Origin of the sequence: Clostridium sp. Marseille-P7770, from assembly GCF_902143525.1 — a bacterium.
GTDB lineage: Bacteria > Bacillota > Clostridia > Lachnospirales > Lachnospiraceae > Pilosibacter.
On the sequence record NZ_CABFVC010000001.1, the window covers coordinates 806658 to 820062 of the forward strand.

12 protein-coding genes are annotated in these 13405 nt (G+C 51.0%); 5 read left to right on the plus strand and 7 right to left on the minus strand.

The features are described 5' to 3' along the window. Positions 1–26 precede the first annotated feature (26 nt). The 5 genes from FN001_RS03685 (at position 27) to FN001_RS03705 (ending at position 6533) form a co-directional block, all read left to right on the plus strand. Entirely contained in the window at positions 27–998 is a 972-nt protein-coding gene (locus FN001_RS03685) for an ABC transporter ATP-binding protein (protein WP_118298205.1), read from the plus strand. After that, positions 991–1707: an ABC transporter ATP-binding protein gene (locus FN001_RS03690; RefSeq protein WP_142410834.1), complete on the plus strand. Its 717-nt coding sequence runs from the start codon at positions 991–993 to the stop codon at positions 1705–1707. Before FN001_RS03685 ends, FN001_RS03690 begins: the two co-directional genes overlap by 8 nt. 194 nt (positions 1708–1901) lie before the next feature. Further along, entirely contained in the window at positions 1902–3509 is a 1608-nt protein-coding gene (locus FN001_RS03695; RefSeq protein ID WP_207705617.1) for a gamma-glutamyltransferase family protein, read from the plus strand. A 376-nt stretch (positions 3510–3885) separates the two neighbouring features. After that, a complete protein-coding gene (locus FN001_RS03700; protein WP_118532259.1) occupies positions 3886–5061 on the plus strand; it encodes an NAD(P)-dependent malic enzyme in 1176 nt (391 codons plus the stop codon). Between the two features lie 89 nt (positions 5062–5150). Further along, positions 5151–6533, plus strand: coding sequence for a DUF6128 domain-containing protein (locus tag FN001_RS03705; RefSeq protein ID WP_142410836.1), 1383 nt, complete (start codon positions 5151–5153; stop codon positions 6531–6533). Here FN001_RS03705 and FN001_RS03710 read toward each other — a convergent pair. From FN001_RS03710 to FN001_RS03740, 7 genes are all read right to left on the minus strand, one after another. After that, positions 6520–7089 (minus strand): chromate transporter, encoded by a 570-nt coding sequence (locus tag FN001_RS03710; RefSeq protein ID WP_142410837.1) that lies wholly within the window; start codon positions 7087–7089, stop codon positions 6520–6522. The genes FN001_RS03705 and FN001_RS03710 overlap by 14 nt on opposite strands. Then, the gene (locus FN001_RS03715) at positions 7086–7652 is read right to left on the minus strand and encodes a chromate transporter (RefSeq protein ID WP_142410838.1); all 567 of its coding nucleotides are present in this window, start codon (positions 7650–7652) and stop codon (positions 7086–7088) included. The genes FN001_RS03710 and FN001_RS03715 overlap by 4 nt, the downstream gene beginning before the upstream one ends. Positions 7653–7663: 11 nt before the next feature. Then, positions 7664–8767 carry a radical SAM/SPASM domain-containing protein gene (locus tag FN001_RS03720; RefSeq protein ID WP_142410839.1) on the minus strand — a complete coding sequence of 368 codons (1104 nt, stop codon included), beginning with the start codon at positions 8765–8767 and terminating at the stop codon, positions 7664–7666. Positions 8768–8811: 44 nt separating this feature from the next. Continuing rightward, the gene (locus FN001_RS03725; protein WP_243121924.1) at positions 8812–9930 is read right to left on the minus strand and encodes a GntR family transcriptional regulator; all 1119 of its coding nucleotides are present in this window, start codon (positions 9928–9930) and stop codon (positions 8812–8814) included. 83 nt (positions 9931–10013) lie between these two features. Further along, entirely contained in the window at positions 10014–11372 is a 1359-nt protein-coding gene (locus FN001_RS03730; protein WP_142410840.1) for a sulfatase family protein, read from the minus strand. A 2-nt stretch (positions 11373–11374) separates the two neighbouring features. Beyond that, positions 11375–12871, minus strand: a complete 1497-nt coding sequence (locus FN001_RS03735) for a tripartite tricarboxylate transporter permease (protein ID WP_021903975.1) — start codon at positions 12869–12871, stop codon at positions 11375–11377. 16 nt (positions 12872–12887) lie between these two features. Beyond that, entirely contained in the window at positions 12888–13388 is a 501-nt protein-coding gene (locus tag FN001_RS03740) for a tripartite tricarboxylate transporter TctB family protein (protein WP_021903976.1), read from the minus strand. Between the last annotated feature and the right edge of the window lie 17 nt (positions 13389–13405).

Sequence of the window (13405 nt, forward strand, 5' to 3'; positions counted from 1 at the left end):
ACGGAACAGCCAGGAGAGAAGATCAGATGGAAGATAAAAAAGAATGGAAAACAGAAGAAAAAAGTGACATTGAGATCCGCGACCTCTCCGTCACCTTCCAGGACGGCGGCGAGATGATCCATGCCATGGAAGATGTCAGCGCATACTTTCCGTCGGGCAGTGTCACAGGACTCATCGGGGAGAGCGGAAGCGGGAAATCGCTTTTAGGCATGTCCATCCTGGGACTTCTCTCCGGGCAGGCCCGGGTGGAAGGAAGCTGTATGTATAAAGGGATGGATTTGTACCGACTGCCGGAAAAAGAGATGCAGAAGATCCGTGGAAAAGAGATCGCCCTGATCCCACAGAATCCCACGGAATCCTTAAACCCGATCCGCAGGATCGGAAAACAGCTCACGGAGTGCATGACAGTCCACGGAAATAAGGACAAAGAGCTTGCCGATTCCCGGAGGGATGAGTTTCTCCGCAGATTTGGCTTTTCAGATCCGGACCGGATCAACCGCGCTTACTCATTCCAGCTGAGCGGCGGCATGAACCAGCGCGTGATCTCTGCCATGGGACTCATGAACCGGCCGAAATGGGTCATCGCCGATGAGCCGACAAAAGGCCTGGATGCGATTCTCCGGCGCCAGGTCTACCGGGTCCTGAAAGAGATATCAGAGACGGACACCGAAGGCATGATCGTGATCACTCATGATATTGCCCTGGCAGGGGCATTGTGTGACCGGCTGATGGTGCTCTATAAAGGGAGCATCATGGAAGCCGGGGAGACAAAGACGATCCTTGAACATCCGGCACATCCATACACGAAAGGACTGATCGCATCGCTCCCGGGGAAGGGAATGAACCCGATCGGGCGCGCAGTGAGAAAAAAAGAGGGAAATTCCGGCTGCAGTTTTTACCCGAGATGTCCGCATGCAGTGGACGCATGCAAAAATGGACGGATCCCGGAGGCGGAACTTCCGGACGGAAGGAAAGTGAGGTGCGTCCGGTATGCTTAAAGTCAGCCATATCAGCAAGACATTTACTGGCGGGATCATTAAAAAGACCCGCGTGGAAGCGGTGAAGGACGTGTCTTTTACGGTACAGGACGGGAAAACATTCGGGATCGTAGGAAATTCCGGCTGCGGAAAATCGACGATCGCGAACATGCTCCTGTCACTGATAAAGCCGGACTCCGGAACCATCGAGATCGATGGAACGATCCAGATCATCTTCCAGCATCCGGAGACATCCCTGGATCCTGCAAAAAAGATCGGATACAGCCTGGAAGAGCCGATGATCATCCACAGGATGTATGACAAAGCGGGGAGAAAAGCGCGGGTCAGAGAACTTCTGGATCTGGTGGATCTCGGAGAGGAACTTCTGGACCGCTATCCGCACCAGATCAGCGGAGGTGAGGCGCAGAGGATCATGATCGCCCGGGCACTCTCACTGGATCCGAAGATCCTGATCCTGGATGAACCGACCAGCATGTTAGATGTCTCCGTGCAGGCCCAGGTCATGACACTCTTAAAGGAACTCCAGGAAAAGCTGGGACTGAGCTATCTGTTTATCTCCCATGACCTCGATGTGGTCCGCTGGTTCTGCGATGAGATCGCAGTGATGGAAGAAGGAAAGTTCGTGGAGACAGGGCGGACGGAGGATGTGATCGGACATTCGAAGATGGAGTTCACGAAAAAACTGGTGGAAAATTTTATACTGGAATAAAAGATACGGCGTGGAGAGAAAGTTACAGTAACGAGAGAAATTTCTACGCCGTTTTTTAGGCTGCTTTTTTATTGACATTTCATACTTTCAAGTGATACGATTCCAGCATGATAAAGCAATAAACGGACTTTCTGTTTATTGCGGTACACTTACAACCCAGGAATAAACGGCTTGACCAGGAGGAAATGGATATGCTGAAATTTGATGCGCAGAAATATGATTATCCATCACGAAGAAGTGTTGTGTACGGGAAAAAAGGTATGGTCTGCACGAGCCAGCCTTTGGCTGCCCAGGCGGGACTCGACATCATAAAACGGGGCGGAAACGCAGTTGACGCGGCGATCGCGACAGCGGCGTGTATGACAGTTCTGGAGCCGACGTCCAACGGGATCGGAAGCGACGCCTTCGCCCTGGTCTGGACAAAGGGAGAACTTCACGGGCTGAATGCCAGCGGAAGATCACCTATGGCGATCACTGCAGAAGAAGTGAAAAAACAGGGATACACCGAAATGCCGAAACGAGGCTGGATCCCGGTGATGGTCCCGGGCGCCCCGTCCGCATGGGCGGAACTCTCGGAAAAGTTTGGAAGACTTCCGCTGGAAGAGGTGCTGGAACCGGCGATCACATATGCACGAGAGGGATATCCGGTGAGCCCGGTGACATCAAAAATATGGAACAATGCATACAGAGAGTTTTCAGAAACGCTGACGGAAGAATGTTTCCGGCCGTGGTTTGAAACGTTCGCCCCGGACGGACATGCCCCGCAGCCGGGAGAAATCTGGAGGTCGGAAGCTCATGCAAAGACGCTGGAAATGATCGCGCAGACTCATGCAAAAGCGTTTTATCGTGGAGAACTTGCGGATCAGATCGACGAATTTTCAAGAAAGACCGGCGGATATCTCCGGAGATCAGATCTTGAAAATTACTGGTGTGAGTGGGTGAAACCGATCCACATAAATTACAGGGGATATGATGTCTGCGAGATCCCGCCGAACGGAGACGGGATCATTGCGTTGATGGCATTGAATATTTTAAAGGGGTATTCCTTTGCGGAGCGGGACAATGCAGATACCGTGCATAAACAGCTGGAGGCGATGAAACTGGCATTTGCGGACGGAAACCGGTATGTTGCGGACCTGGATTATATGAAAGCACCGGTGGAGACGCTGCTTTCTGATGAATATGCGGACGGAAGACGGGCGCTCATCGGAGAACAGGCGCTCACACCGGAGCCGGGCAATCCGTTCCGTGGAGGAACGATCTATCTCTGCACAGCGGACGGGGAAGGCAACATGGTATCCTACATCCAGAGCAATTACATGGGATTTGGATCCGGGATCGTAATACCTGGAACAGGGATCGCGCTGCAGAACCGCGGGGCGAACTTCACACTGGATGAGACAATGGAAAACTGTCTGGGACCGGTAAAGAAATCTCTGCACACGATCATTCCGGGATTCCTGATGAAGGAAGGAAAAGTAGTTGGACCGTTCGGCGTTATGGGCGGTTTCATGCAGCCGCAGGGCCATGTCCAGGTTATCATGAATACAGTGGACTTCCTGATGAATCCGCAGGATGCGCTCAACGCGCCGAGATGGCAGTGGATCGGCGGAAAGAAGATCCAGGTGGAAAAGACATTCCCGGCCGGGATCGTGGAAGAGCTGAAAAAACGGGGACATGAGATGGAAGTCCTTGAGAGTTCCCTGTCCTTCGGGCGAGGACAGATTATCTGGAGAGATGAAAACGATGTGCTCTGCGGAGCAACCGAACCGCGGGCAGACGGAACGGTGGCAGCGTGGTAGATGATCAAAACCTGTTACTTTTCACGGGTAGGAATTTTCTGAACTGAAAATTCCGTATGATACAGTTTTGGTCGCAGATTTTGCCGATTCGGAATGCGGAGCATCGGCAAAATCCTGTTACAGTGCGCGGGCATAGAGTGCCCGTGTACTGTAACCAAAACCTGGCGGCAATGTGCGGAGAAAAATAAAAAGCAGTTTCCTTTTCAGAGTGAGTGTGGTAAACTCGAGATTAAGCAGATCAGGAACTGCCCGGAAAAGAATACGAAAACTGTGGGAAAGGATCTGACCGCCGGAAATGGGAAAATGCAGACCATCCGGAGACAGGAGACCGCAGGGCAGTCTGGTAATGATAATGAATTCGCAGGAGGAAAGCGCAATGAATTTCAATGAAGCAGCGTTAAAGCTCCATGAGGAACATCATGGAAAGATCGAAGTTACGAGCAAGGTTCCGGTAAAGACAAGAGATGACTTAAGCACCGCCTATACACCGGGTGTTGCGGAGCCATGCAGAAAGATCCATGATAATAAGAAAGATGTTTACAAATACACTGCAAAGGGCAATCTGGTAGCAGTTGTTTCTGATGGAACCGCAGTTTTAGGCCTTGGAAATATCGGACCGGAAGCTGCTATGCCGGTCATGGAAGGAAAGGCAGTCCTCTTTAAAGAGTTCGGCGGCGTTGATGCGTTCCCGATCTGTCTCGATACGACAGACACTGAGGAGATCATCAAGGCAGTGAAATACATTGCTCCGTGCTTCGGCGGCATTAACCTGGAAGATATCGCTTCCCCGAAATGCTTCGAGGTAGAGGCACGTCTGGAGAAAGAGCTTGATATTCCGGTATTCCACGATGACCAGCACGGCACAGCAGTTGTCGTTACAGCAGCTCTCTTAAACGCATTAAAAGTTGTCGGAAAGAAGATCGATGAGATCCATGTCGTATTAAACGGACCGGGATCTGCCGGAACTGCGATCATCAAGATGCTGCTTGCGACAGGCGTGAAAAATATCATCGCCTGCGACGAAAACGGAATCCTCTACAAAGACCGCGGAGTCGGCATCAAAGACCACAAGAAGATGCTCTGCGAGATCACAAACCTTGAGGACAAGCGCGGAACTCTTGCAGACGCTCTCGTCGGAGCGGACGTATTTATCGGCGTGTCCGTAGCAGGTGCACTGAAGCCGGAGATGATCAAGACGATGGCGAAAGACCCGATCGTCTTTGCAATGGCGAACCCGAATCCGGAGATCATGTATGATGAGGCGATGGCAGCAGGCGTAAAGGTAATGGGAACAGGCCGTTCCGACTTCCCGAACCAGATCAACAACGTCCTTGCATTCCCGGGAATCTTCCGCGGCGCATTAGACTGCGGCGCAAGAGATATCAACTACGATATGAAGGTTGCTGCAGCCCAGGCGATCGCTGAGCTTGTAACACCGGACAAACTCTCTGCAGAGTATATCATTCCGGGTGCCCTCGAAGAAGGCGTTGCGGAGCATGTCGCAAAGCGTGTGGCTGAGGCGGCTGTGAAGTCCGGCGCGATCCGTAAGTAATAAAAAATATCAAATGATAAATTTCATAGAATGATCATGAAGAATACTCCTTCCGCATATACATAAGTGCAGAAGGAGTGTTTTTGATTATGGCAGATTATCGCAGACTGATTTCTTATATTTACGAGTACGAAGGAAAACAAAAAGGAAAAAATGTGGGATTCGCGAAGCTGGAGGCGCGGAACGGGCAGTGCAGGATCAATGTGAACGTGAAGCGGATCTATATGGGTGGAAACGCCATCGGAGTGTACCTTTTGGGGACAGGCGGTCGCGAGACATTTCTAGGGAATGTGTTCGTGCGGGGCGGAAACGGGGAATTCCGGGCAAACGTGGATGCAAAAAATGTGGAAGGAACCGGAACCGGGCTCGATACATATTTCGGACTCTCGGTCCATGACGTGAAAAATTCCTGGCGGTGCTATAAGACGATCTGGGAGGACGCGCTGGCAGCAGAAGAGGGAAATACCGGGGAGAATCCAGTTCTTTCTGTGCCGAAATTTACTGCGGAGATGTTGCCGGAAGCAGAAAAAGAGATGACACCGCAGGCAGTCTCAAAAGTAGTAAAAGAGATCGAGGCCGAGATCGCCAAAGAGGAGGAACGCCGGGAACAGGAGGAAAAGACTGCGCATGCGGCGGAGCTGCGGGATGAAGCGCAGGAGACGGAAGAAGCTTCATCGGCACAGGGTGAGACAACGGTGCAGGATGATGCAGAAAAGGATGAGAAGCCGAAGCAGGAAGAGAATAGTGAAGAGCATGGGATGGTATACCTGTCGGAGGAAACCGAAGAGATCGACCAGGCAGAGGAAAAGACAGATCGGGCAGAAATAACAGAACAACCAGAAGAACCGCGTCAGGATCCAATGCGGTCGATGCAGAACGCAATGCAAAATTCTGTGGGTGGGCAGCCGGTAATGTCCAAGTCTGCTTCATCAGCGGAGACTCAAACTCAGATAACAGCCCCTGTATCGGCTGCACCATGTCCCTCCCAGCCGCAAAACAGCCAGACAGCGCGGCCAAATGCCGCCCCTGCCCCCATGGTCTCCCCGGAACTCGAAAATCCGGAAGTTCTGCGCTATTTACAGGAGACTGAGGATCTGGCAGCGGACCCGGAAAAACTCTGGGAAGAGCTAAAGAAATCATACCCGAAGATCCAGCCCTTCGAGTATGAGGACGGCTGTGATATTTTGACGATCCGTCCCCAGGACATCGGAAAACTCCCGAGAGAGTGCTGGATCCACGGAAACAACAGCTTCCTTCTCCATGGCTACTACAATTTCCGCTACCTGATCCTCGTAAAACTCGGCGGAAACAAAAAGAAAGCCCGTTACCTTTTGGGGGTTCCGGGCCACTATTACAGCAGTGAAAAATATATGGCAACCATGTTCGGCTTCCCGAATTTCGTCCTCTCCAGACGCCAGCCGGTGGGGGACGGGCGATTTGGGTATTGGTATACGGACCTTAAAATACGCTGACGATCAGGGAAACGACGGTCTTTATGACTCCGGCCAGCACCATCACCCAGATTGGGTTCATTTTAAACTTCTGGAGCAGGACAACGCAGACAGCGAAGATCGCCACAAGAAGCCAGTTTGTGTTCGCGAGGGCGATCGCTGCCTGACTGCCCCAAAACGCGGTGATGAGAATCGAGATCCCGGCGGAGGCGATCAAAGCGACGACCGCGGGGCGCAGGGAGTTTAAGATTCCCTGTAAAAGTGCCAGGTTTCTGTATTTTAAGTACAGTCTGGCAATACAGGTCACGATGATACAGGATGGCAGGATACATCCGAAGGTGGCCGCGAGAGCGCCTACGGTTCCCGCAATCTTTGTTCCGACAAAGGTTGCGGAATTGACAGCAATGGGTCCCGGTGTCATCTGGGAGATCGTGATCAGATCTGTGAATTCCTCCATAGAAAGCCAGTGATGGGCAGTCACGACCTGTCCCTGGATCAGCGGCATTGCCGCATACCCGCCGCCGAAGCTGAACATGCCGATCTGCAGAAAACTCAAGAAAAGCTGGAGATAGATCATTTTTTTGCTCTCCTTTCCGCCGCAAGTGTCCGCAGCGCGCCGATCAGCCCGCAGGCGATGACAACGAAGACGACGTTGACATGAAAAATACAGGAAGCAAGAAAAGCGCCAGCCATGATGCACATGGAGACGGCGTTCTTCCCGTGGACGATCCCCGCCCCCATCTCATATGTCACAGAGGCGATCACAGCCCCGACACCGGCCTGCATGCCGGAAAGCATCTGGCTGACGATAAGGTTGTCACGGAATGCGTTGTAGCAGACCGAGATCAGGGAGATAATGAGAAACGGAGGGATGATCGTGCCGATGATCGCCGTGACCACGCCGGTCATCCCGACCAGTTTATAACCGACCACGATCGCCCCATTGACGGCGATGGGTCCCGGAGCTGACTGCGCGATCGCAACGAGATCTAACATCTCGTTCTCCTCGATCCAGTGGTATTCATCTACAAATTTTTTCTTCATCAAGGTCACGATCACATATCCCCCGCCGAACGTAAAAGCGCTGAGATACAGGGTCGAGACGAAAAGCTTCATAAGAATTTTCTTTCTATTTTCCATAATCCTTCCTTTTAGCCGGGTATTCCGGCAGCAATCTGCATGAGCGGGCGGAGCGCGTGGTCCAGGAACGCCTGATAACCACAGAATGTATTACCAGGCGTACATGCAGTTTCCCGCTGCATGCGTTTACATCCGCCGCCACAAAATTTTCGGTATTGACAGCCGGAACATAATTCCGGGAGCGGATCCCTGGTTTTGCATGGAGACACAGCAGAACGTTCGTAGATCATCCGCAGAGAATCCGAAGTCAGGCTGCCGAGCTGGAACTGGTCGAGACAGTAGAAATCACAGGGATAGGCGCTTCCGTCCGCTTCAACGACGATCTGTGGCTGGCAGTGTCCGCCGATCCCGCAGGAAGTCACAAGTCCCTTCGCGATCAGCTGGAGAAGATCGTCAAACAGCTTGATGCTTCGGTAATTTCCTGCGGCGAAATCCCGGTACCAGAGATCAAAAAGATCCGAATAAAAGTGAAAAAAGCGTTCCGGAGTCAGGGCATATGCGGAAGCTCCGGGAGAAGCGAGATCTCCAAGGCATGGGGTAAACTGCACATAAGCCAGGTCCAGCTTTTTGATCTGTGCCCAGACCTTTGCGGGATGTCTCGCCGTCTGTTTTGTCAGGGTGCAGAGCACGTTATGTTCGATGAGATATTTCTTCAACAGGGAAATCGAATGAAGAACCTGTTCATACGTTCCCTGCCCAGATGCGTCGACCCGGACCGCGTCGTGGCTTTCCGGGAGAATATCCAGAGAGATTCCGATGAGAAACCCGTATTCGGAAAGAAACCTGCACCAGTCATCATCCAGAAGAATTCCGTTGGTCTGAAGGGTATAGTTTATATGGATATTTCGTTTTTTTCCCGCAATATACTGTACCAGATTCCGGTAAAAAGGAAGTCCCGCAAGCATCGGTTCACCGCCCTGAAATGACAGTGTGAGATAGTCCCCATCATCAAGATCCATAAATATGTGATCCATGACAGCGGTCATTGTGGACTCTTTCATGACTCCGAAAGAGGAAACCTCCCTGAGACTCGTAATATCCGCGTAAAAACAGTATTTACAGCGTAGATTGCAGAGTGAAGATGCCGGTTTCAGCATGATGGTCAGGTGTTTCATGGTTTTGCTCCCCTCAAAAACATTTTTCTTTTGGACTCATTATATCATAATTTCCGGATGGAACGCCCCTCGTAGATCCGCAGATCCATGAGATATGAGTATCCGTTTCCGCAGTATTCATGATTCTGGATCATCTTCAGCAGGCGTTTTCCTACCTGGATTCCCATATCATAACCTGGATGAATGGAACAGGTAATTCCACTGTGTTCCCAGTCCTGACCGGAATAGTCGAAGCAGACCAGGGAGTAATCTTCGGGAACCGATTTACCTGTTTCCCTCAAAAAGTGCAGGACAGATTGTAAAATCATGTAATTGCAGCAGACGATAGCGGTACACTTTGGAAGACCTTTTAAAAACTTTCCGATCTCCTTGTAAAAGCCGTCGGCATGGGCCTCGTTGGAAATACACCATTTGATGTAGTCGTCCTCAAATTTTAATCCTGCGCTGCGGAGCGCTCCGACATAGCCGCGGAATTTTTCAATACTCTGATAGTTGTCGTAGACAAAGATCCCGGCAATTTTTTTGTGACCGGCTCTGGTCAGGAGACCGATCAGTTCGCGGGCACACTTGTAGTCATTGTTGATCACACGCGGGTAATTCAGCTCTTTATAATAGTTATTGTAAAAGATGACGGGAATCTTTTTCGCAAAAATATTCCGGTAGCAGTCCAGATTGGGATTTAAGAGGCTTGCCTTTACACCGTCCACAATAAACCCGTCAAATCCCTGGTGTGCTACCACATCGAGACAGTTTCTCTCGTTGGAAAATTTGTTGTCCGTAAAAAAGATCTGAAGATCTACGTCCGTATCGGACATCACATCCCGGATCCCGTCGATCAAGCGGGAGTTAGCGTGGGAATCCTGTCCCTGCAGGATGAGCCCGATCTTATACTCGGCGTTTAAGCTCCTTGCGGGACCGGAAACAGCGGCCTCTTTATTGATGTAAGTGCCGCTTCCCTTGACACGGGTCACGAGATCTTCCTCAGCGAGACGCGTCATGGCGGCGCGCACCGTCTCGCGGCTCACGTCCAGCCTGCGGCAGAGCTCGTTTTCGGATGGAAGCTTCTGGTTGGAAGAAAACTTATTTTCATCGATATAAGCCCGAAGCCAGTTATAAATTTTGTCGGCCTTTTTCCGACCCAGTTGCATACCAGAATCCAGCATATGGAATCCTCCTGACAAAAATCCGGCAAAACACACTGACAGCATGTCCTGCCGGATGATACATCCCCGATTGTTCTGCGGTATTACGCCTGATCAACGATTACTGGCCGCGTATGCTCCGCTTTTTCGATCCATGCGAGCAGCTTCTCTCTCATTTTCAGACGAACAGAGTCATAAGCATGGTCATGGATCAGATTTGTAAGTTCATATGGATCCTTTTTCAGATCGTAGAGAAAATCGTCTGCGTAGAGGTCTGCGGACGCGTATTCCCCGCCGTTCTTTCCAGGTGCATAGACCGCGTACATGTAGTCTTCGGTGCGGATCGAACGACCGACACGGCTTTCGGAGATCTGCGAATAAACTTCGTTAGCTCTATTATCGGTCTTTCCCTGAACTACGTCAAGAAGATTCTCACCGATCATGGCATCGCCGACATCGACCCCGGCGATGGCCAGGATCGTCTTCGGAAGACTTTCCGTGCTGACGAGTTCCGTGATTTCTTTTCCGCCTTTGAACGCACCGCCGGCGATCACGAGTGGGACATGGGTGGCGGCATCGTGACAGCTCCGCTTATAATCGTCATAGCCGTTTAAATGCTCATCGGTGTTTCTGGTCTTAAAGTGGGAACCATGATCGGAGGCAAAGATGATCACTGTATTATCGTAAAGTCCCTCTTCTTTCAGGCGATTTACAAGTCTCCCGAGATTTTCATCAAGACTTGCGCATTGACCGAGGTAATCAGGATATTCTTCGGCAGCATTTCCCTTTAAAGCGGCGAGATCGCCCGGAAGAACGAAATCTTTAAATTTCTCTTTGGAACCGATAGGTCCCTCGTAGTGATTGTGGTCATTCTGGTGGTGTGGTTCGATCTGGGAGATCGTCATGAAAAACGGCTTTTTCCGGTCATATTGATCAAAGAATTGAAGCGCCAGATCTGTGATGCAGTCCGGTCTGTAACCCTTAAAATCGATTCGGTTATTGTTCTCATCAAACACATATCCATCATATCCGTGGGAGGTGAATTCCAGCACATCGGCCGCCCGCCAGAATCCGGTATATCCGCCGCGGAGTTCCTTCGGCACAGCGGTGATCGTGTGATCGATGGTCGGCGGTTTTTCAAGCTCACCGTCGCTTGCGAGATGCCATTTTCCGATGTAAGCTGTCTCGTAACCGGCTTCCTCGATATAATTCGCGAGAGTTTTTACGTTCTTCGGAAGCATGATATTGTTGCGGAAACAGCCTGTTTCTGTCGGATACTTTCCGGTCTGGAATAATGCCCGGCAGGGACCGCATACCGGCTGCGGGGAAAAGGCGTTGTCGAATTTTACACCGCCCGCAGCCAGTGTGTCGAGATTCGGAGTGATATCTAACGGCTGTCCAAAACAGCCGCAGGTATCTGCCCTCTGCTGGTCAGTAAAATAGAAGATGATGTTTTCTCTCATGGTTAAGCCCCTTTCTGAACGTTCCGGTCCCGTAATTTGCTTCGGATGATCATTGCTACAGCGCCGATGATCAGGATGATAAATGCGATGCAGTATGGACTGCTGACAAAAATGGAAGGATTTCCTTCTGAGATCAGGAGTGCCCGGCGGAAGTTTGTTTCTGTCATGTTTCCGAGAACAAGACCGAGCAGGATCGGAACAGTCGGAAAATCGAGCTTATAGAGAAGCCACGCGATGACTGCGAACGTCAGGGTAACGGCAACGTCAAAGTAAGATTTATTGACAGAGTAAGCGCCTGCAAAGCAGAAGATCACGATGATCGGAGTCAGGATCTCCTGCGGGATCGATACGACTTTGGCAAAAAGCTTTGTCAGATATTTGCCCTGTAAAAGCATGAACAGGTTGACGAAGAGCAGTCCGAGCATAATGGCGTACATGATATCGCCCTGGGTCGTGAACAGGCTCAAACCAGGATTCAGTCCATTGATCATAAGCGCGGAAAGCATGATCGCGACACAGCCGTCGCCCGGGATACCGAGTGTAAGAAGCGGGATCAGTGTAGCGCCGGTAACCGCGTTGTTGGCGCTTTCTGCCGCTGCGATTCCCTCAACAGAGCCGTGACCGAATTCTTCTTTATGTCTGGACATATTTTTCGCTACATCATAGCTGAACCAGGATGCCATGGAAGCGCCGGTACCCGGAATGATTCCGATGATGACACCGATGATGGAAGAGAGCAGCGCCGGGCGGGCCATGCGCTTGTACTCGTCCTTTGTGATCTTTCCGTCATCCATGATCTTTGAGGTGTCAAGCTTCAGACGGTCCGGTTTTAACTCCGCCTTTTTCAGGATCTCGATCAGGGCAAAGAGACCGATGAGGCAGATCGCCAGATCAAGTCCGAGATAAAGTCTGGAAATTCCGAAGGTAAACCGGTCATAGCTTGTCTGCGGGTCAGCGCCGATGCAGGAGATAAATAAGCCCAGGCAGGCTGAGATGATCCCTTTGATCATGCTTTTACCGGAGATTCCGGCGATGATCGTGAGCCCAAAGACACAGACAAGGAAGTACTCGGCAGTTCCGATGTTTGCTGCGACCTTTGCAACCTGGGGAGCCAGAAATAAAAGAGTCAGTGCAGAGAAGATCCCGCCGAAGGTGGACGCGTAAAGGGCAATCTTCAACGCTGCCTTGGTACGGCCTTTTTCGGACATCGGATGACCATCCAGCATGGTGGTCGCCGCGTGGGGAGTACCCGGTGTATTGATCAGAATTGCAGATACGCTGCCGCCGTATCCGCCGGCACAGTAGATTCCAAGAAGAAACATCATGCCGGGGATCGCCGTCATCTTGTAGGTAAACGGCAGGAACAGGATGATGCAGAGAATAACGGTCAGACCGGGAATCGCCGCGAAGACGGAACCGATGAAGACACCCAGGTTGATCCAGATGAAATTCTCAACGGTAAACAGCATTTTCATAGCAGGGATGATATATTGGAGCATATTCTGTTCCTCCTTTCTAAAATTTTACGTTCAGACCGAAACGGAATGCCGCCCAGATGAGCACTGCCATTCCGATGGTGATCGCATAGTAGGACCGCTTTTTGCAGCGGAAATAGACAAGGAACGCGATGGAACAGAAAACTGCGCCCAGAACAAACAGATCCGTGATCCGGCAGATGAAATAAGTGATAAAAAGGATCGCCAGGATCATGAGTGCCTTCACCTCAGTCAGAAGATTAAAGGTGCTGACCTGGACCGGCTGTTTTTTTGAAATTTTGATGACATTCTGGATGATCAGGATTGCACTGCAGATCATCATGAGTGAAAAAAGAAGCTTTGGGAAGACGCGCCCGTTCACGACATCATTTTCAGAGATCGGCACCTGGGACGGCAGCAGGAAAAACAGGGCAGCGCCCAGGAGAAAGAACAGGATGGATCCGGCGAGGTCGGTCGGGATCGAGATCTCTTTTTCCTTCATGCGTGCTGCGAGTTCATCTAATTTTTTCTCGTTAAACATAAGATTTTCTCCTTTCC

Coding starts and splice junctions, on each gene's coding strand:
- FN001_RS03730 (WP_142410840.1), bottom strand. CDS start 11,372: ATGAGAGAAAACATCATCTTCTATTTTACTGACCAGCAGAGGGCAGAT.
- FN001_RS03700 (WP_118532259.1), top strand. CDS start 3,886: ATGAATTTCAATGAAGCAGCGTTAAAGCTCCATGAGGAACATCATGGA.
- FN001_RS03690 (WP_142410834.1), top strand. CDS start 991: ATGCTTAAAGTCAGCCATATCAGCAAGACATTTACTGGCGGGATCATT.
- FN001_RS03710 (WP_142410837.1), bottom strand. CDS start 7,089: ATGATCTATCTCCAGCTTTTCTTGAGTTTTCTGCAGATCGGCATGTTC.
- FN001_RS03720 (WP_142410839.1), bottom strand. CDS start 8,767: ATGAAACACCTGACCATCATGCTGAAACCGGCATCTTCACTCTGCAAT.
- FN001_RS03685 (WP_118298205.1), top strand. CDS start 27: ATGGAAGATAAAAAAGAATGGAAAACAGAAGAAAAAAGTGACATTGAG.
- FN001_RS03740 (WP_021903976.1), bottom strand. CDS start 13,388: ATGTTTAACGAGAAAAAATTAGATGAACTCGCAGCACGCATGAAGGAA.
- FN001_RS03715 (WP_142410838.1), bottom strand. CDS start 7,652: ATGGAAAATAGAAAGAAAATTCTTATGAAGCTTTTCGTCTCGACCCTG.
- FN001_RS03705 (WP_142410836.1), top strand. CDS start 5,151: ATGGCAGATTATCGCAGACTGATTTCTTATATTTACGAGTACGAAGGA.
- FN001_RS03725 (WP_243121924.1), bottom strand. CDS start 9,930: ATGCTGGATTCTGGTATGCAACTGGGTCGGAAAAAGGCCGACAAAATT.
- FN001_RS03735 (WP_021903975.1), bottom strand. CDS start 12,871: ATGCTCCAATATATCATCCCTGCTATGAAAATGCTGTTTACCGTTGAG.